This is a genomic window from Thalassotalea hakodatensis, assembly GCF_030295995.1.
In the GTDB taxonomy this organism is placed as follows: Bacteria; Pseudomonadota; Gammaproteobacteria; order Enterobacterales; family Alteromonadaceae; genus Thalassotalea_C; species Thalassotalea_C hakodatensis.
In genome coordinates, this window is the sequence record NZ_AP027365.1 from 1,815,399 (window position 1) to 1,835,491 (window position 20,093).

The following is a 20,093-nucleotide window of genomic DNA, read 5'->3' on the forward strand; positions in this document are numbered from 1 at the left end:
AATTATATGGAATATTTATTCACATCAATTGTGTTTTTCGTTATGCTACACGAACAATTAAAATAATATATGCTTTTGAAATGCATCAATTTCAGATAAATGTTAATAACTTTTAAAGACTCTTTTCTTTTTCACAAACAATCATTGCGCTTGTTCTGTTCGTCTATTTGTTCAATATTTCTATTATATACTGCCAATGTGTCAGCGATAAACCATGCTGAACAGAATAAACCACCTGTTATTATGGGCTACTATTCACAGTGGTCAGTCTATAGCCCAAACATTCATATTCGAGATCTACCTACACATTTAATGACACACTTTGTCTATAAAAGTGCCGACTTAACCAAAGATGGTGAGGTTATTCTTGGCGATTCGTATGCTGATATTGAGTTTCTTTACCCAGGGGCTGATAGAAACGATCGATTTCTCGGTAGCTTTGGGCAATTAACAAAGGTAAAAAAACGTCAACCTGAATTAAAAGCAATAATAAGCATTGGTGGTTGGGGGCGATCTGAGCACTTTTCTTCAATAGCTGCTTCGCCAAATGGAAGAGCTAAGCTAGCAAAAAGTGCGATACAGTTTATGCAGAAATATCAATTTGATGGAATTGAAATTGACTGGCAGTTTCCGATATATCGCGCTTCTAGCACAGAAATTACTAGTTACCGTAAAGAAGATGGTAAACATTTAAATTTATTACTCGCTGAAATTAAACGTCAGTGTGAACAGATGAGCATAGATTGTTGGTTACAAGCGGTATTAGCACCTTACTCATTAGAAAATGCATGGGATGCAAGCTTACTCAGTAATAGTGCTGATGTTATTGTAGTTGACGTTACACGGTTACCAGGCGATATAGGGGAATTAGCTGAGCCGCAATCAGCACTTTATGCTGCACAAGGTGAACGCTCTGTAGATTCTGTTGTAAGTACTATGGTGGGGTATGGTGTCAAACAAGAAAAAATCGTCATTTCAATTGCCTCTTTTGCTGTTGGTTGGGAAGGGGTTCCAGCAAAAAATAATGGCTTTAAACAACCGCATCAAACATTAAGTTGGGGAAGTTGGGACAGTAAAAGCAGTGGTGCTACAGGGATATACAATCAAAAGAATTTAACGTATTTCTTAGCTACTGGCGAATACCGACATTATTGGGATGATGTGGGCAAAACAGACTATGTGTATAACCCTAATAAATATGGCGGACATTTTATAACCTATGAAGGCGCTAAAGCTATAGCGGCTAAAGCTGACTACGTAAAAGAAAACCACCTGGCCGGTGTGGCAATTATCCAGTTACATCATGGCGATGCCGCATTATTTAATGTTTTTGATCAGTTCCACTTTTTGAAAAGTCGATATTATCAGTTGATTCAGTTTTGGCATGAAAATCGTAATGCATTGATCGTGTTGTTTCAAATGCTAGCTGTTATTCTTATTGGCTTAGTTATGTTCGTTTATTGGCAAAATAAAAAAAATAATGAATTATTTCATGAAAAACAACAGTTTAATAGGTTGCAGTATTGGATGCAGAGTATTGAATGGCCTTTACTTAATGTTGTTACAGTCGCTAAAAGCGCACAAGAAAAAGCACTATTATCTACTGAACAGGTTGAATCCCTTGCTAAATTATCTTCAGAAGTATTACTACCTATTTCTTCTATTATTTCGGAAACCAAACTAAATTTTTCAGTTAATCAATCATTTAAAGAAATTGTTAGCCTTCAACAAGTCATTCAAAATGTTGATATTTTGTTAGAAGTCGAAAGTAATAGGCGATTAACATGGAATAAACAGATAAAAGCCAGACTGCTTGTGAATCCAGACAGGTTTCAGCAATTTCTTTATTACTTATGTGATTATGTGATATTACAGAAAAGCACAAACGAAAACATAACACTAGATATTATTGCGCTTGAGCAAACTATACAGCTAAATATTACATTACTCGTAAACACTGATAACAATCAAATTAATCATACAAGGTTAAATACGTTATTTCATCAAGCTAAATTATTAGATTTCTCAATGCGTTTGGATAGGGAAAAAGGCTTGTTATCTGTGCTTATTAATAATGATGTTATCGTGAATGATGAACAGCATATTGGCTCTTTAGCCTTTACATTTGATCAACACCTTTCGCCCTTATCAACCGATAATTTAGTCGCTGATAATATTGAAGACGAATCAGCTAGTCATGATGTGATACCTCATGCAAGTTCAACGCATATCGAGGAATATTCAACGTTATTTGCGGCGATAACCTCCTTTAATATGTCGGCAGCTCCGAGTAAAGATATTTATAAAGGTTTAGAACAAGCGTGTCAGTACTTTATTGACATATTACAACAAGAAGCGAAAGTACGCGTTTTTCACCACGAACAAGTTGTCAGTAAACTTGGCAAAGAGTCTTTAACCTCTCGGCACGAAATATTGGTTAATTCAGATGACGTTACTGTAGAAGTTATTACGCAGGAAAAATTGAGCGAAGCTGAACAACAATTAATACAAGTGTTAGTGTACCAAACATTAATGGTGCAAAAGGCGATTCAATCGTTATTAAAAGAGCCTTCTATATTAGCAGAACTTTATGAGTTAACACGCTATAAAGATAGAATAAAGTATCTTAAGGCTGAATCAGGTTATACGGGAATTTACATTCAATCACTTAAAGAACCCCGTTATATCTCCATGCGATTACGCTCAATCAAGCAGTATTTTGATGATGTCGCCTTAGTGCAAGTGCATCGCTCATATTTAGTGAATCCCAAAAAAGTGGATAGAATAAATACAGTAGCTAAATTGAAGTTTGAACTTGAAATTGGTTCAGTAAAAATACCGGTAAGCAGAACCTATGTTCCGATGCTTAAAGAGCATTTTCCTCAGTGGTTTTCATAATACTTATATTCAATTTTACCTCTCCTGTTACCATTATTTTTATTGAATCCTAGTACATTTCATGAATGTCAAAGCAATAGGAATAAACAAAAAAACCTTATAAAACAATCATTTGTTTTTTGTTTTGTTACATTTCATGATATGAGCCGTTTGTTGATATATCCTTGTGTCATTGTGCTTGATATAGTCAAAATCAGGGTGACAGCGCTGTCAAATGTTGTTAATAATATGCAGAAAAACTAAGCAAGTATTGTAACGAGCACGAGTATGTTAATAACACCAAAGCGCCCATTAAAAAAACTATAAGCAAATGAGAGTGGAACATGACTAAAAAATTCAATAAAAACTTATTATCGATAGCCGTTTGTAGTGCGTTAGCTTACTCGCATTCTGCCATCGCTTATCAAGAAGAAACAGACAGCAAAAAAGCTGAAGATGAAAATGTTGAAGTTATTGAGGTATTGGGAATACGAAAAAGTATTGCTTCAGCTCAAGACCTTAAACGTATGGCTGATACGGTTAAGGATGTTATTACCGCGACAGATATTGGTGCATTGCCAGATAAATCAGTAACTGAAGCTTTACAACGCGTTCCGGGCGTTACTATTGAACGGTTTGCTGCTTCAGATGATCCTAAGCACTTTGCGGATGAAGGAACAGGCGTGTTAGTTCGTGGTTTAGATCGCGTACGTAGTGAAATTAATGGCCGAGGCGCGTTTAGTGCAAATCCAAACGGTGGGTTAAGTTATGAAGACTTTCCGGCGGAATTGCTAGGAGCTGTAGAAGTTGTTAAAAACCAAACCGCTGATCTAATTTCAGGCGGTATTGCAGGTACCGTTAACCTTATTACGCGTAAACCGTTTGACTCTGATGAGCGTGTGTTTGCTTTTGGCGCTAAAGCAAATTATGGCGATTATCGTGAAGAGGCAACACCTTCATTTAATATGTTACTGTCTGATAGCTGGGAAACAAATTCAGGTAAATGGGGCATTTTAGTTGCGGGTTCTAGATCTGAATTTAAAACTAAAGGTGATGGTTTTGGTTTAGGTAATTATCATAGTCGAGGCCCTGTTCCATTTCATTATGAAAACTGGGGCGAGTTGAGGGGACCAGGTATAGTAGCTGGCTATTGGGACGGTCCTTGTTCGCTTTCAGTGCAGTCTTGGGACGGAACTTGTGAACCGTCAAGTCTTTATACCGAAGAAGATGAGGCAAATTATGTTCCTCCATATGAAGGCGGCCCAGTAGAGGGTCAACCAGATGGTGTTACTTATTATACGCCAGCAGCGTTGACGATCACAACGGCAGAAAATGAGCGTAAACGCACCGGTTTAACCGCATCAGTGCAGTGGGAAAGCCCAGATGAAAGAACGTTAGTGACGGTAGAGCATATTTACTCGAAAGCATCGTTAGATTGGCGCGAATATGTGATCTTTAATGGTGAACGTGGCTTCGTATCAGCTGTGCCAGACGGTATCCAGTGGGGTGCAGGAAGCAATCGTTATCCATTAACGGTTGATGAAAATGGTTATGTAACATCAGGTGTTGGTGATTTAACAACAGGTCAATATCACCATAACTTTTCTTCTCGTTATAACAATACAGAAAGCGAGATTGCAGATACGTCTATTAATGTTAGGTTTAAAGCGACCGATAACTTAACGGTTCACTTTGATTACCAAAACGTTGACTCTGAACGCACTGTTGATAATTATCAACTAACGGCTTCAGTTCGTGGTGGTGCTTATACTGATCAATATGCGCCGTTTTTCTTAGATCTTCGTAATGAAACGCCATCGGTGGAATTTCTCAACAGTGGTATCTCTAACCCACCAGATGTTGAAGGTCCTATAACAAATGATGAAGGCGATCTTGAATATACCCATCCAGTATTGAGCTTATACTCAGGTTTACCACAGCTAGAAGTAAATGATGCTGAATCAGACTCCTTTAAACTTGATCTAGAATATGTCATTGAAAAGGGCATGTTTACCAAAGTTTATGCTGGCGCGTTTTACTCAGACAAAAATTTAATTGCTCGAAATACGGAATACGAAGGTTGGCAGCCGTTGAACAAACGGTGGGAAGCGGACGAAGCCTACCTTTCTTCACCACAAGTTGCACCTGAGCTATTTGAACGTGTTGAATTTAAAGATCATTTCCGAGGTCATACCGTACAAGGCCCATTCACTAGCTATTTATTCCCAAGGATGAATCTTACCGAAAATTTTGATCAAACATTACGTGATGGTTGCGGTACGTATTTCTCACTCGATAATGCGTGGGATCAAAGCGGAGATTGTGCGATTCCGTACGAAGATATGACCGGCAGGGTAGATGGACCTTTTGCTGCGCGCCATATCAGTGAAACTAACACACAACGTACAGAGTTTTACTTACGTGCAGATTTCGAAGTTGATTTATCGAATGATATTTATTTGACCGGTAATGTTGGCTTACGTTCAGTTGATTATGATCTTGAATCGACAGGTGCCGTTACACTACCTGCACCTGCATCTGTCAGCCAAGAAGGGACTGCTCGACGTCAAGTGTGGGAAGATCTTTACCCTGAGCTTGTCAGTTTATCTACCGGTGAAGCATTTTTCTCAACGGTAGAACATAACTACTCAACAGTGCTGCCAAGTTTAAACCTAAACTTTGGTATTGGCGATGATGTGGTTGTGCGATTTGGTGCGTCAAAAGGGATTTACTTCCCGAGTTTAACAGATTCAGTGAACAAAATGTTTGTCAGTTTAAATGCTGAAAGCGTGCTTCAAGATCCTAATCTAGAAGAAAATGAAGAGACAAACCCTGTTGTTGACTACAAAAACATTGAAATAACAGCTAATGCACGTAACCCGTATTTAGATCCTGAAGAATCAGTGAATTTGGATTTAACAGCTGAATGGTACTTTTCAGAAACAGGTTCGTTAACGTTTGGTTTATTTCATAAAAAACTAGACGGTATTATTCGAAATAAATCCTTCGCATCAACGGTTGAAGCGAATGGTCAAGACTATACCGTATCAGCTTATGGCCCAAGTAATGAAGGCTCTGGAACGATTCAAGGTTATGAAGTTTCATATACCCAGTTCTACGATATGCTTCCTGGTGCATGGAAAGGTTTAGGCTTACAGTTGAATTATACCTTTATCGACCAAGATGGACTTGAAGATCCAAATCAAAACCCATCGGTACAATCACGTTTCTCGAATGGCTCGCTAGAAGCACCTGACGGACGTAATACTTTCCGACAGTTCAGCGATTTACCATTGGTAGGTTACTCTGATCAAAACGTAAATATTGTTGGTATGTATGAATATGAAGGTATCTCAGCACGCTTAGCTTACACATGGCGTTCGGAATATTTATTGGCACTACGTGAGTCAACTGAATTTGTACCTGTGTATTCAGAAGCTCAAGGCCTCATGGATTTCAGCATTCACTACAACCTTACTGACAACTTTAAAGTAGGCTTTGAAGTGAGTAATGTACTTGGCGAAGATACCAACACTAAGTATCAACAAAATCAGGAAGGTACCTTAACTAATGCCTTTACTTTTACCACAGACCGTCGTTATGCGTTAACGCTTAGAGGGAGCTTTTAACGATAAGTGATTTGATAATAGGATGCTACTCAGTACCTACTGAGTAGCATCCTTATGTCAATTAGTATTAAATATTAACATCTCCATAACGAAATAACGCGGTATTAGCATGCAAAAAGGTATTAATTCAATTTGTATTGTGGGTGGTGGCACGGCAGGCTGGATGGCTGCATCGCTACTATCTAACCTACTTAAAGGGTGTCAAATTAAGATCACTGTAGTGGAATCACCCGATATTTCAACTATCGGTGTTGGTGAATCTACCGTTCCTTCTATCATTGACTTTTTAAATGCTAGTCAAATAGATCTGAAAGAATTTATCAAAGCAACCTCTGCGACCTTCAAATTAGGTATTCGTTTTGATGACTGGTACGCGGTAAATGAGCATTATTTTCATCCATTTGGCCATATAGGAAGGTCTTTAAATGGTTTTGATTTTTATCAGGTTTGGCTTAAGTCTTTATCAGAAGGGAATAAAGCTTCCTTAATGGACTATTCCGTTAATGCAGAAATGGCAAAGCATAACCGTTTCGTCCTGAAGCCTAAACAGACGAAAGATTGGGTGATAGCTAACAGTTCGTCAGCTTTACACCTAGACGCATCACAAGTCACTCGTTTTTTAAGAGAACTTTGTCTGCAACGAGGTGTAGAGAGAATAGAAGCGACTGTTAGCGATGTGGTGCTAAACGAACAAGGCTTTATTGATCAACTGCATACTGATTGTAAAAAACAAATCACCAGTGACTTTTTTATTGATTGTACTGGGTTTAAAGCACTGCTTATAGAAAAGGCGTTAGGTATTCCTGTTGAAGAATGGTCAAAATACTTACCTTGTGATCGTGCTGTAACTATCCAAACACAAACTGACCAGCCTCCTGTACCTTATACCATTGCTAAAGCACAAGCTGCTGGTTGGTCATGGACTATTCCGCTACAACATCGAACGGGTAATGGTTATGTCTTTTCAAGCAAATATTGCACTGATGAACAAGCAATAAAAACATTGACCAACAATGTGCAAGGTAAAATACTGACTGAGCCTAACGTTATTCCATTTACCACAGGTAAAAGAGAAAAAGTATGGCATAAAAACTGTCTTGCATTAGGATTAGCAGGAGGCTTCTTAGAGCCACTAGAGTCAACAGCGATTCATTTAGTATATAAAACACTCGTTAATTTTTCTCAGCATTTTCCAGATACTGACTTTGATGAGCAAAACGAGCAAATGTTTAATCAAAAAATGGATCTAGATTATTTAGAAATACGAGACTTTATTATTCTGCATTATGCAACTGCCCAGCGTGCTGATACTGACTTTTGGCAGATGTGTCAACAAATGCCAATTCCTGAAAGCCTTAATGAGACCTTATCTATTTTTAAAAAGCGTGGTGAACTTAAAAGTGTTTATGGGGATTTTTTCACTAAAAATAGTTGGTGCGCCGTTCTAGAAGGCATGCATATTCGTCCTAAAAAATATTACCCCTTGATCGATGGATTTGATCCTCAAAAACTCGCCAATATGCTGATGAGAAATGCGCAATTGATTAAAGATACGGTGAGCACAATGCCATTGCACAGTGATTTTATTCATCAGCATTGCCGGGCGAATAAATGAGTTACAAGAATTTAACAACTTTCTCGGGTAACGCTATTTTATTGGCTGTCGATGGCATATTTCCATCTGAGAAAATGGCAAGCTTAAATTAATTTTCATCTTAAAAAGAGCTTTATGGTGACTTGATGGGATTCAAGCCGCTTATTTTGCTTTAAATTGCATCAGAATAACTGATGAGGTAAACAAGGTTTATTGAATTATGTATAAATTTCTAAAAAACATCTTTGTTGTGGTTGGGGTAATGCTAGCGTTGCCTTTTAGCGCGCATGCAACACCAATGATAATAGGCTATATACCGAGTTACCATGGTATAGAGAATCAACTTGAACGGATAGATTTATCAAAGGTTACACATTTAACGTTAGCTTTTTTACACCCAAATAAACAAGGGGAGTTCATCGAAAATAATCAACCGAGCTGTATGACTGGACAACATGGTTTTCCTTTAAGGGTAAGCGAAATTGAGCATTTGCTTGAGAAAGCTCATCGTTCAAATGTCAAAGTTCTTGTATCTATTGGCGGAGCAGCTTATCCATCTTGTGCCGGGGATTGGCGCACACTCTTATCATCAGAAAATCGCGACAAAACGATAAAGAACGTGTTGGCCTTTGTGCATGAACTAGGATTCGATGGTTTGGATATCGATATTGAAAGTAAAATGTTAACTGACATTGATAACAACGGAGATTTTTTACCTTTCATTAAGTCATTAAAACAAAGCTTGATGGCACATGACAAGTTACTTACCGCGGCGACGGGTTCTTACATTGGTGGAATGTTACCAGAATCTACTTTACCTCTTTTTGATTTCGTTTCTGTCATGTCATATGACGCTGTAGGTCCAACGTGGGGAAGTGTAGGTGTTGAGCATTCTACATTAGCGAAAGCGGAAGCTGACTTAGCACTATGGCGAAATAAAGGACTCAGTAAAAAGCAATTAATATTAGGCCTACCTTTTTATGGTTATGGCTTTGGTAAATATAAGAAAAACTATAGCTTCGACGATATTTTTGGTGAGTTTGGGCCTGAAAAAAGCAAGGGCGATCTAATTGGTAACAATTGTGCTGATTGCGATTACATTACCTTTAATGGCTACCAAACCATCAAAGCAAAAACTGAATTAGCTTTGCAGTTAGGAGCTGGCGTGATGATTTGGGAACTATCGCAAGACGTGCCAGCTAACTTGGGGTTACTTCATATGATTAATGAAACCATTAAAAAAAATAAAAATGAGAAAAAGTGACACAGTTCACACGTAGGCAAATTAGACTTTCCCTAATATATGCCACCGTAAATACCTCGGTATTTACGGTTTTTTTTTATAATATAAACCCTAATTTCCTCTATATCGTTTAGGTGACATTCCAACAACTTTTTTAAATAACCGTGAAAAATAATAGGGATCACTATATCCTAATGATTCGCCAATCTGCTTGATGGTTTCTGTCGTATTATCTAGTTGAAAACAGGCTTGTTGCATCTTCATATTGATATAATATTGTAATTTATATTTTAAAAATAAAGTTTGACAGTTTTGAAGTTAATAACTACTTTTATTTTTATATTTTGTAGATGCTGAACTTAAGGTTTGTTTCCCGACCCGCTAATATTACAAATATATTCCTAATATTCGATTAACTACTAATAAAATTTGATGATACTTGTATCACTCTTTTTTTTAATGTTATTGAAGAAAACTAAGTAAAAAAATATGCTAATAAGTCATATAACTAAGATTTAAGGGATTTTCTAAGTAAATTGATGTTTATCATCGCTTTATTAGAAATAAAGAGAGACTGACTGTAATTAACAAGATTTATGCTAATTAAGGTTAAGTCATAAGTTGTGGATGCTATTTTAGAAGCAACGAATCGCATGCCCAATGAAGGGCAACTATATGGAGATAATACAATGCGAGATTTGAATATAAATGAGATAAAAAGTGTAAACGGTGGAGTAATTCCTTGGCTGCTTTCCAATTTAGCTTGGGAAGGACTTAAAATAGCCTTGGCGAGCGGACGTCCACTGTCTCCCAGTAGATACACGGGGGGCTTTCACGGTTAATAATTGTTAAGGAAGAGGTGACTCTTCCTTTCATATTTTATTTATGAAGACCTTTATTTTACCCAGTCGAAATAATTCTTTCGCAATCTCGGTTTGTATAGCTAGCTTGTCTGCATTTTTTGGTTCTTTGTTAATAGTGTCAATTGTGTTCCACAGTGCAACTTTATTACAAATCGAGCTTTTAGGTGCTTTTTCTAAACCTAAGATGTCCATATTTGACATATTTGGTACTGTTGTTTTTGCGCCAATTGTTGAAACATTTTTGTTAATTGTCTTTTTGAAAAGTCTTCTTAAAACCTCATTGTGTAATTGGCAAATTTGTTTGGTTTCATCATTGACTTGGGCTTGTTTACATGGATTAATTTCACCGATGAAAGTCTTTGGCACCTTTTGGAATTTTTATATCTTCAGCCATAGTTATATCGTTTGGTATAAATACTCGAGTATCAAAGGTTTCTCAGCGGCACTAATTCCGCATATGTTCGTGAATACAATATCGTTATCTATTTTATTCGTTATTAATGCTTTCTAATTTCCTCTATATCGTTTTGGTGACATTCCAACAACTTTTTTAAATAACCGTGAAAAATAATAGGGATCACCATATCCTAATGATTCGCCAATCTGCTTGATGGTTTCTGTCGTATTATCTAGTTGAAAACAGGCTTGTTGCATCTTCATATTGATAAAGTACTGTATAGGTGATGTATCTGTGAGTTCTTTAAACTTTTTAGCAAAATGGAATTTCGATAATTGGCTATAATGGGCGAGGGTATCTAAATTCAGCTCTTGACTCAGGTTGTCTCTCATTAAGTCGTCTATAGCGTCAATACTAAAGCTAGAACCTTTATTAAACGACTCTATTCTCAATTGCAGCGCTAAAAAGCTTAACGTTTGTTGTAGTACATGAACGGCATGGATAACGTTGGTTGCTGTATAGCCTCTGCTACCTAAGGCAATCAGGTTATCGTAATCTTTATAGATATTTTCTTGTACATTAACAAAACCTAAACCATCTTCCATTTTCATTAATAAACGTTCTGCGAAATCATCAGCTAATTTTCCTGTAAAATGAATCCAATAAACGGCATTTTTACTACCACTTTTTCGTTGGTATTGAAAAGGTTGGTTAGGTGATATCAATACAAGATCGCCACGCTTTACCGTGCGTTTTTTATGTTTATAACTCAAAATACCTTCACCATATTGGCAATAAATAAGTTGGTGCTGGTCTGCACGAGCTTGTTCAATGGTGGTGAAATTTTGTTGTGAGTATTTGCCGAGGGCAGTAGGGTAAAGCCCTGCCGTTAAAGGGTGGACTTTTAACTTTTCTAATAAGAACTTAGGAATGATTAAGCGAATATCGGCGAATGAGCGTGATGTATATACGGTATTCATTGTTTTAAAAACCATGTCAATAATAGCAATATAGTCCATCATTGAAGCAATAATATCAATGTTGTCCTTACTTTATATATGATTTAATGGTTTCAAGATAGAAACTGTAATAACAAGCAGGCACAAAAAAATTATTACTTTTCATTAAGATCGCGTTGACGATTAGCGAAATTAGCAAATGTGATCAATAGTTGTAGTTCAACGCCTGTAGTTAGATGTTGCAAAAAATAGTAAGTAACATTGCTTAACTAAAGAGACCCAAAATGACGACAGAAAGATATCAATTAAAAAATAAAGTACGCGTTGTAACAGCAGCTTCTTTATTTGATGGTCACGATGCCGCGATCAATATAATGCGCAGAATTTTGCAGGCGAGTGGTGTAGAGGTCATTCACCTTGGTCATGACCGTAGTGTAGAAGAAGTTGTGAATACGGCTATTCAAGAAGATGCAAATGCAATCGCCATGACCTCTTATCAAGGTGGGCACAACGAATACTTTAAATATATGTATGACTTGTTAAAAGAACGTGGCTGTGAGCACATTCGCATTGTTGGTGGTGGTGGTGGTGTAATATTACCTGAAGAAATTAAGATGCTACACGAATACGGTATTACACGTATTTATGCTCCTGATGACGGTAGAGAGCTTGGTTTACAAGGCATGATTGATGATATGATCATGCGTTGCGACTTTAAAACAGGCGTCAATGTTAAAAAAGATGATGTAGCCAATCTAAAGAAAAACGATAAACAAGCTATTGCACGCTTAATCTCCGCAACAGAAAATGCCCCAGAAGAAAATAAAACAGCATTAGATAAAATTAAAAAAATTGCATCAGTGAGTAAAACACCCGTTCTTGGTATTACAGGTACAGGTGGCGCGGGTAAGTCTTCTTTAGTGGATGAGTTAATCAGACGGTTTTTGTTAGCAACCCAAGACAATAAAATTGCTATCGTTTCGGTTGATCCCTCTAAACGAAAAACAGGTGGTGCACTGCTTGGCGATAGAATTCGTATGAATGCAGTAAACAATGACCGTGTGTATATGCGCTCTCTTGCAACTCGCCAATCAAATTTAGCCTTATCTGTTTATGTTAATGATACGTTAGATATTTTAAAGGCAGCTGATTTTGATTTAATTATTCTTGAAACCTCAGGTATTGGCCAATCAGATACTGAAATTGAAGAACATTCAGATGTATCACTCTATGTAATGACGCCAGAATATGGTGCTGCTACACAATTAGAAAAGATAGATATGCTCGACTTTGCCGACATCATAGCGGTAAATAAATTCGATAAACGCGGTGCGCAAGATGCATTACGTGATGTTAAAAAGCAATACAAACGTAATCGTGGCATGTTTGAAGCAGGTGATGACGAAGTACCTGTTTTTGGCACGATTGCTTCTCAATTTAATGATCGCGGTATGACAGAGCTTTATAATAAAGTGATCAGTGAATTGGCGCAAAAATCAGATGCATTAAAAGCTGACGTGCTAGCGCTTGAAGGAACTCAAGCGGAAAAAGCAAGTGTTATTCCAGGCAAACGCACACGTTATTTATCTGAAATTGCAGATAATAACCGCGGTTATGATGAATGGGTAGAAGCTCAAGCAACCGTTGCACAAAAGCTTTATGGTATTCAACAAGCCATGAATGCGGCCAATGAAAGCAATGAAGAAACTGGCAAGGCACTCGCTGAAAATCTTCAAACACTTTTTGATACCGTCGCGTTAGAGCTCGACCCAAAAAATAAATTGATAATAGAACAGTGGCATGAAAAAGTTGAAAAATACAAAGCACCACTTTTTAAATTCCAAGTTCGAAATAAAGAACTGTCGATAGAAACCCACTCTAAATCATTATCTCAGTTGGATATTCCAAAAGTGTGTTTACCTAAGTATCAGGGCTGGGGGGATATTCTTAGATGGAGCTTGCAAGAGAACGTTCCTGGTGAGTTTCCTTATACTGCTGGTTTATTTCCTTTTAAACGTGAAGGTGAAGACCCTACGCGTATGTTTGCCGGTGAAGGTGGTCCAGAAAGAACTAATCGTCGTTTTCATTATGTATCTAAAGGCATGCCAGCAAAACGATTGTCAACAGCGTTTGACTCAGTAACGCTTTATGGTAATGATCCTGATATTCGTCCTGATATTTACGGAAAAATTGGTAATGCAGGGGTCTCAATATGTTGTTTAGATGACGCAAAGAAACTTTATTCAGGTTTTAACTTAGCAGATCCTGCTACATCTGTATCGATGACTATTAATGGTCCTGCACCAATCCTCTTAGGTTTCTTTTTAAATGCTGCCATTGACCAGCAATGTGAACTTTATATCAAAGAGCATCAATTGGAAAAAGAAGTTGAAGCAAAGATTAAGGCGATTTATAAAGGTAAAGAAGGTGAAAAACCAAGCTATCAAGGAGCGTTACCAGAAGGAAATGACGGTTTAGGGCTAATGCTATTGGGGGTAACTGGTGATCAAGTTTTACCAGCCGATGTTTACAGCGAAATAAAAGCGAAAACATTGACGCAAGTTCGCGGTACAGTGCAAGCCGATATATTAAAAGAAGATCAAGCGCAAAATACTTGTATTTTCTCTACCGAATTTGCATTGCGTCTAATGGGTGATGTGCAAGAGTATTTTATTGATAAAGGTGTTCGTAACTTTTATTCAGTTTCTATCTCTGGATATCATATTGCAGAAGCAGGTGCTAACCCAATCACGCAGTTAGCATTAACCTTAGCGAATGGTTTTACGTTTGTAGAATATTACTTAAGTAGAGGGATGGACATCAATGAATTTGGACCAAACCTGTCATTTTTCTTTTCAAATGGTATTGACCCTGAATATGCTGTAATTGGTCGCGTAGCTCGTAGAATATGGTCAAAAGCCATGAAAATGAAGTATAACGCAAATGCTCGTGCACAAATGTTGAAGTATCACATTCAAACCTCTGGTCGCTCGTTACATGCGCAAGAAATTGATTTTAACGATATTCGCACCACATTGCAGGCGTTATATGCAATATATGATAACTGTAACTCGTTACATACCAACGCGTATGATGAAGCAATCACAACACCAACGGAAGATAGCGTTCGTCGCGCCATGGCAATTCAATTAATTATTAACCGAGAGTTAGGGCTAGCGAAAAATGAAAACCCTATCCAAGGCTCATTTATTATCGAAGAGTTAACTGAACTCGTCGAAGAAGCGGTGTTAACTGAATTTGATCGTATTACAGAGCGTGGTGGTGTATTAGGGGCGATGGAAACTATGTACCAACGCAGTAAAATTCAAGAAGAAAGCTTGTATTATGAAAACCTTAAACATACGGGTGAATACCCAATCATTGGTGTAAATACCTTCTTAAGTTCTAAAGGTTCACCAACAGTCATTCCTGCAGAAGTTATTCGTGCTACTGAGGAAGAAAAGCACTATCAAATTGATATGTTAGCAAATTTGCATGTAGCACATGCAGATAAAGCAAATAAAGACTTATCGGTTCTTCAAGCCGCTGCCATTAAACATGAAAACCTATTTGAACATATGATGAGTGCTTGTAAAGTGTGCTCGCTGGGACAAATTGTTAATGCATTGTTTGATGTTGGTGGTCAATACCGTCGAAATATGTAAGTTGTTTGGCGACTTTAATTCCATGCTGATTGGTATGATTAATACTAAAGTCGCCTAGTGCATGCTCAAACACTTGGGTATGTTCTTTAACTACTTTTATAAATAAGGCATTACGTTACAATGAATATACCTGAAAAATTTACCGCATTTCGTATTCACCGAAACGAAGATAAATCAATTCGTAGTGGTTTCGAGCAGATATCTTTAGCGCAGTTAACTGAAGGTGAAGTTGTTATTAAAGTCGCCTATTCTGATATTAACTACAAAGACGCTCTTGCCGCAACGGGTAAAGGCCAAATATTACGTACTTATCCTTTAGTGGGGGGGATTGATCTATCAGGTGTAGTCGTTACCTCTTCTGATCAGCGATTTTCAGTAGGTGATAAAGTGTTAGTGTGTGGCGCACAGCTTTCTGAACTTTATGATGGCGGATATACCGAATATGCACGAGTTAAAGCTGATGCTGTTGTTGCATTACCTACAGGATTAACATTAAAAGATGCTATGGCTTTAGGAACGGCTGGTTATACTGCTGCTATTGCCGTACAACGTATGGAAGACAACGGGCAAATTCCAGAACGAGGAACAATTTTAGTCACTGGTGCTACGGGTGGTGTCGGTAGTTTCGCGATCAATATGTTATCTAATATAGGCTATCGGGTTGCTGCATTAACCGGTAAACCAGAGCAACACGACTATTTAACCCAATTGGGGGCAAGTGAAATTGTTGACCGTCGAGAGCTTGATATGGGTAAACGACCATTAGAAAAAGCTATTTGGGGTGGTGCAGTAGACAACCTTGGTGATGAAATATTAGCATGGTTAACTAAAATCGTTGTGCCATGGGGGAATATTGCTTCTATTGGTTTAGCCGCAGGCTTTAAGTTAGACACCACAGTCATGCCATTTATTTTACGAGGAGTTAGTTTGTTAGGGATAAACTCTGTTGAAATGCCATTATCTGTACGTGATAAAGCATGGCAACGGATAGCAACTGATCTTAAGCCGACGCAATTATCACTTATTGCCCCTAAAACCATTTTATTCAAGAACATAGAGTCAGCATTTAATGCCTACATAGAAGGCTCTGTAACAGCCAGAACTATTGTAGAAATAGACGCATCATTAGATAATTAGAGGAATTTATGAACATACAAGACAAAGTCATTGCTATTACTGGTGGCGGACAAGGACTAGGCCGCGCAATGGCGGTAAATTTAGCGTCAAGTGGTGCAAAGTTAGCATTAATCGATTTGAATGAAGATTTATTAAAAGAAACAGTAAGCTTAATTGAGTCCGCGGGTTCTACGGCTAAATATTATTTAGCGAACGTGACCAATGAAACAGAAGTTGAGCAAACATTTAACCAAATAAATGATGACTTTAATGGTTTTGATGGATTGATTAACAACGCTGGTATATTACGAGACGGTATGCTACTAAAAGCAAAAGATGGCGAAATAGTTAAAAAAATGTCACTTGAACAGTTTCAATCTGTTATTGATGTTAATTTAACGGGGGTATTTTTATGTGGTAGAGAAGCCGCAGCTCATATGATCAAGAATAAGCGTAAAGGTGTTATTATTAATATGTCTTCTATCGCGCGTAATGGCAATATGGGTCAAACCAACTATGCTGCATCAAAAGCAGGCGTTGTCGCCATGACAGTGTGTTGGGCGAGAGAACTTGGTCGTCATGATATTCGTGTTGGTGCAATCGCGCCAGGTGTTATACGCACTGCGATGACAGATGCGATGAAACCTGAAATGCGTGAACGTTTAGAGAAAATGAAACCTGTTGGCCGCCTTGGTGAAGCAGATGAAATTGCCCATACGGTGAAGTATATCTTTGAAAATGAATTCTTTACTGGCAGAGTGGTTGAAATAGATGGTGGCTTATCGATGTAATCGATAGTTATACTAAATAGTATGAATTAGGAAAAAGCGAGTCTTACTCGCTTTTTTCATCTAAGCTTGTAAATAATAGAGTTATCTAAATAAGTTATGAATAAAGCATTATTTTTAGATCGTGATGGCATTATTAATGTAGATCATGGTTATGTCTATCAACAACAAGACTTTGAGTTTACAGAAGGGATCTTCGAGCTTTGTCAGCATGCATCTAAGTTGGGTTACTTGCTAATTGTAATAACGAACCAATCAGGAATAGCGAGAGGGAAGTACACTGAAGCTGACTTTCTTACGCTAACACAGTGGATGAAAGACCAATTTGAACAGCGTGAATGTCGAATTACAGATGTAATGTATTGTCCTCACCACCCTACGAAAGGTAAAGGTGAATATCTTAAAGACTGTCAATGTCGTAAACCTGAACCAGGTATGATACTTCAAGCGGCAAAAATTCATCATGTTGATTTAAACAAAAGTGTGTTTATTGGTGATAAAGTTTCTGATATGCAAGCAGCAGAATCCGCAGGTGTTGTTAATCGAATACTGGTTGCGAGTCAATATAATGATAGACAGCTTGAAACAGCCTGTAGCATCACTAAAATCGCAGATGCTCGTTCGTTTATTGTATAATTTGTATGATATTTCAGCGATCAAACGACTTTTACTAATAAATTGAAAATAGTTGTTGACGGGGCGATAAAAATCCCTAGAATGCGCATCCACTTCTCGGGGACAAGCCAAGAAGGTTCTGTATAGGAAATACTTTAGAGCGAGTCAGGACAACGAAAGCTCAGTTTTGATAAGTTTAGTATCACGAAAGCGGTATAAAACAACAAACCAAACATTCAAAAATAAACGAAAGTTTTTTAAGAAAAAGGTTGACATCAAAACAGGGTTGCGTAGAATGCGCATCTCGCTTGAGGCAACGGCCACAAGCAACTAATAAAGCGGTCTAGTAACGAATGAGATTATTAGCTCGCGTCGAACAAAGCGTTCATCGATGAACCGTTCGACCTACTTGCTTAGGCAAGCATCTTTAACAATTAGTTATCATGCAATTTGTGTGGGCACTCACAGTGATGATGTTTTACCAGTAACTTAGGTTACAAAAATGTCTTAGTGAATGTTCATACAAAAACTTATTTAAGTTTTATTGGTTTATATTACTTTTTAAAAGTAATGACCAAGTATCAGAATTCATTGAGCAGCATCTTCGGATGCACAAACGATTTTTTAATTGAAGAGTTTGATCATGGCTCAGATTGAACGCTGGCGGCAGGCTTAACACATGCAAGTCGAGCGGTAACAGAGATAGCTTGCTATCTGCTGACGAGCGGCGGACGGGTGAGTAATGCTTGGGAATATGCCTAGAGGTGGGGGACAACAGTTGGAAACGACTGCTAATACCGCATAATGTCTACGGACCAAAGGGGGGGCTTCTTCGGAACCTTTCGCCTTTAGATTAGCCCAAGTGAGATTAGCTAGTTGGTAGGGTAAGAGCCTACCAAGGCGACGATCTCTAGCTGGTTTGAGAGGATGATCAGCCACACTGGGACTGAGACACGGCCCAGACTCCTACGGGAGGCAGCAGTGGGGAATATTGCACAATGGGGGAAACCCTGATGCAGCCATGCCGCGTGTGTGAAGAAGGCCTTCGGGTTGTAAAGCACTTTCAGTCGTGAGGAAAGGGTAATGGCTAATATCCATTATCTGTGACGTTAGCGACAGAAGAAGCACCGGCTAACTCCGTGCCAGCAGCCGCGGTAATACGGAGGGTGCGAGCGTTAATCGGAATTACTGGGCGTAAAGCGTGCGTAGGCGGTTAGTTAAGTCAGATGTGAAATCCCGGAGCTCAACTCCGGAACTGCATTTGAAACTGGGTAACTAGAGTATTGTAGAGGGTGGTGGAATTTCCAGTGTAGCGGTGAAATGCGTAGAGATTGGAAGGAACATCAGTGGCGAAGGCGGCCACCTGGACAAATACTGACGCTGAGGCACGAAAGCGTGGGGAGCGAACAGGATTAGATACCCTGGTAGTCCACGCCGTAAACGATGTCAACTAGCTGTTTGTGTCCTTGAGACGTGAGTAGCGTAGCTAACGCGCTAAGTTGACCGCCTGGGGAGTACGGCCGCAAGGTTAAAACTCAAATGAATTGACGGGGGCCCGCACAAGCGGTGGAGCATGTGGTTTAATTCGATGCAACGCGAAGAACCTTACCATCCCTTGACATCCAGAGAATTTTCTAGAGATAGAATTGTGCCTTCGGGAACTCTGAGACAGGTGCTGCATGGCTGTCGTCAGCTCGTGTTGTGAAATGTTGGGTTAAGTCCCGCAACGAGCGCAACCCCTATCCTTATTTGCCAGCGAGTAGTGTCGGGAACTCTAAGGAGACTGCCGGTGATAAACCGGAGGAAGGTGGGGACGACGTCAAGTCATCATGGCCCTTACGGGATGGGCTACACACGTGCTACAATGGTACATACAGAGGGCAGCAAGACCGCGAGGTGGAGCGAATCCCATAAAGTGTATCGTAGTCCGGATCGGAGTCTGCAACTCGACTCCGTGAAGTCGGAATCGCTAGTAATCGTAGATCAGAATGCTACGGTGAATACGTTCCCGGGCCTTGTACACACCGCCCGTCACACCATGGGAGTGGGTTGCAAAAGAAGTGGCTAGTTTAACCTTCGGGGGGACGGTCACCACTTTGTGATTCATGACTGGGGTGAAGTCGTAACAAGGTAACCCTAGGGGAACCTGGGGTTGGATCACCTCCTTATCTTGAAGTGAAACAGATTGTTGTTGAGTGTTCACACAAATTGTATGATAACGAACGTAGAAGAAGTCACCCTGACTAAGTCTAAAAGGGGCTATAGCTCAGCTGGGAGAGCGCCTGCCTTGCACGCAGGAGGTCAGCAGTTCGATCCTGCTTAGCTCCACCACTTTTTGCCTAGTAAA

General features: G+C 38.8%; 11 protein-coding genes, 1 tRNA gene and 1 rRNA gene. 11 read left to right on the top strand and 2 right to left on the bottom strand.

The window, feature by feature from the left end; translation table 11 throughout:
- Positions 1–198: 198 nt before the first annotated feature.
- The 4 genes from QUE72_RS07960 to QUE72_RS07975 all read left to right on the top strand — a co-directional run bounded on the left by QUE72_RS07960 (position 199) and on the right by QUE72_RS07975 (position 9,364).
- Complete coding sequence (locus QUE72_RS07960; protein ID WP_175573108.1) at positions 199–2,898, top strand: glycosyl hydrolase family 18 protein; 2,700 nt, start codon at positions 199–201, stop codon at positions 2,896–2,898.
- Between the two features lie 323 nt (positions 2,899–3,221).
- The gene (locus tag QUE72_RS07965; RefSeq protein WP_286272627.1) at positions 3,222–6,506 is read left to right on the top strand and encodes a TonB-dependent receptor; all 3,285 of its coding nucleotides are present in this window, start codon (positions 3,222–3,224) and stop codon (positions 6,504–6,506) included.
- Positions 6,507–6,615: 109 nt separating this feature from the next.
- The gene (locus tag QUE72_RS07970; protein ID WP_286272630.1) at positions 6,616–8,121 is read left to right on the top strand and encodes a tryptophan halogenase family protein; all 1,506 of its coding nucleotides are present in this window, start codon (positions 6,616–6,618) and stop codon (positions 8,119–8,121) included.
- Positions 8,122–8,320: 199 nt separating this feature from the next.
- Positions 8,321–9,364 carry a glycosyl hydrolase family 18 protein gene (locus QUE72_RS07975; protein ID WP_286272632.1) on the top strand — a complete coding sequence of 348 codons (1,044 nt, stop codon included), beginning with the start codon at positions 8,321–8,323 and terminating at the stop codon, positions 9,362–9,364.
- Between the two features lie 90 nt (positions 9,365–9,454).
- Here the strand turns inward: QUE72_RS07975 and QUE72_RS18995 are convergent, their stop codons facing one another.
- Positions 9,455–9,613: a helix-turn-helix domain-containing protein gene (locus QUE72_RS18995; protein ID WP_407704971.1), complete on the bottom strand. Its 159-nt coding sequence runs from the start codon at positions 9,611–9,613 to the stop codon at positions 9,455–9,457.
- Positions 9,614–10,390: 777 nt separating this feature from the next.
- On the opposite strand from QUE72_RS18995, the gene QUE72_RS19000 reads away from it, so the two are divergent.
- Positions 10,391–10,717, top strand: a complete 327-nt coding sequence (locus QUE72_RS19000) for a CPBP family glutamic-type intramembrane protease (protein ID WP_407704972.1) — start codon at positions 10,391–10,393, stop codon at positions 10,715–10,717.
- Here the strand turns inward: QUE72_RS19000 and QUE72_RS07985 are convergent.
- Positions 10,714–11,583: an AraC family transcriptional regulator gene (locus tag QUE72_RS07985; RefSeq protein ID WP_286272636.1), complete on the bottom strand. Its 870-nt coding sequence runs from the start codon at positions 11,581–11,583 to the stop codon at positions 10,714–10,716. The two genes, QUE72_RS19000 and QUE72_RS07985, sit on opposite strands and share 4 nt — an antisense overlap.
- Positions 11,584–11,846: 263 nt before the next feature.
- Here QUE72_RS07985 and QUE72_RS07990 point away from each other — a divergent pair, with 263 nt between their 5' ends.
- From QUE72_RS07990 to QUE72_RS08015, 6 genes are all read left to right on the top strand, one after another.
- Positions 11,847–15,227: a methylmalonyl-CoA mutase family protein gene (locus tag QUE72_RS07990; protein ID WP_074498539.1), complete on the top strand. Its 3,381-nt coding sequence runs from the start codon at positions 11,847–11,849 to the stop codon at positions 15,225–15,227.
- A 120-nt stretch (positions 15,228–15,347) separates the two neighbouring features.
- Positions 15,348–16,364 (top strand): oxidoreductase, encoded by a 1,017-nt coding sequence (locus QUE72_RS07995; RefSeq protein WP_286272638.1) that lies wholly within the window; start codon positions 15,348–15,350, stop codon positions 16,362–16,364.
- An 8-nt stretch (positions 16,365–16,372) separates the two neighbouring features.
- A complete protein-coding gene (locus tag QUE72_RS08000; RefSeq protein ID WP_286272639.1) occupies positions 16,373–17,134 on the top strand; it encodes an SDR family oxidoreductase in 762 nt (253 codons plus the stop codon).
- A 96-nt stretch (positions 17,135–17,230) separates the two neighbouring features.
- On the top strand, positions 17,231–17,767 hold the full coding sequence (gene gmhB / locus QUE72_RS08005) for a D-glycero-beta-D-manno-heptose 1,7-bisphosphate 7-phosphatase (protein WP_074498536.1): 537 nt from the start codon (positions 17,231–17,233) through the stop codon (positions 17,765–17,767).
- Between the two features lie 604 nt (positions 17,768–18,371).
- Positions 18,372–19,914: ribosomal RNA gene (locus QUE72_RS08010) — 16S ribosomal RNA — on the top strand.
- An 87-nt stretch (positions 19,915–20,001) separates the two neighbouring features.
- Positions 20,002–20,077, top strand: a tRNA-Ala gene (locus tag QUE72_RS08015).
- Positions 20,078–20,093 lie beyond the last annotated feature (16 nt).

Coding starts and splice junctions, on each gene's coding strand:
- gmhB (WP_074498536.1), top strand. CDS start 17,231: ATGAATAAAGCATTATTTTTAGATCGTGATGGCATTATTAATGTAGAT.
- QUE72_RS19000 (WP_407704972.1), top strand. CDS start 10,391: ATGTCCATATTTGACATATTTGGTACTGTTGTTTTTGCGCCAATTGTT.
- QUE72_RS07985 (WP_286272636.1), bottom strand. CDS start 11,583: ATGAATACCGTATATACATCACGCTCATTCGCCGATATTCGCTTAATC.
- QUE72_RS08000 (WP_286272639.1), top strand. CDS start 16,373: ATGAACATACAAGACAAAGTCATTGCTATTACTGGTGGCGGACAAGGA.
- QUE72_RS07975 (WP_286272632.1), top strand. CDS start 8,321: ATGTATAAATTTCTAAAAAACATCTTTGTTGTGGTTGGGGTAATGCTA.
- QUE72_RS07990 (WP_074498539.1), top strand. CDS start 11,847: ATGACGACAGAAAGATATCAATTAAAAAATAAAGTACGCGTTGTAACA.
- QUE72_RS07970 (WP_286272630.1), top strand. CDS start 6,616: ATGCAAAAAGGTATTAATTCAATTTGTATTGTGGGTGGTGGCACGGCA.
- QUE72_RS07995 (WP_286272638.1), top strand. CDS start 15,348: ATGAATATACCTGAAAAATTTACCGCATTTCGTATTCACCGAAACGAA.
- QUE72_RS07965 (WP_286272627.1), top strand. CDS start 3,222: ATGACTAAAAAATTCAATAAAAACTTATTATCGATAGCCGTTTGTAGT.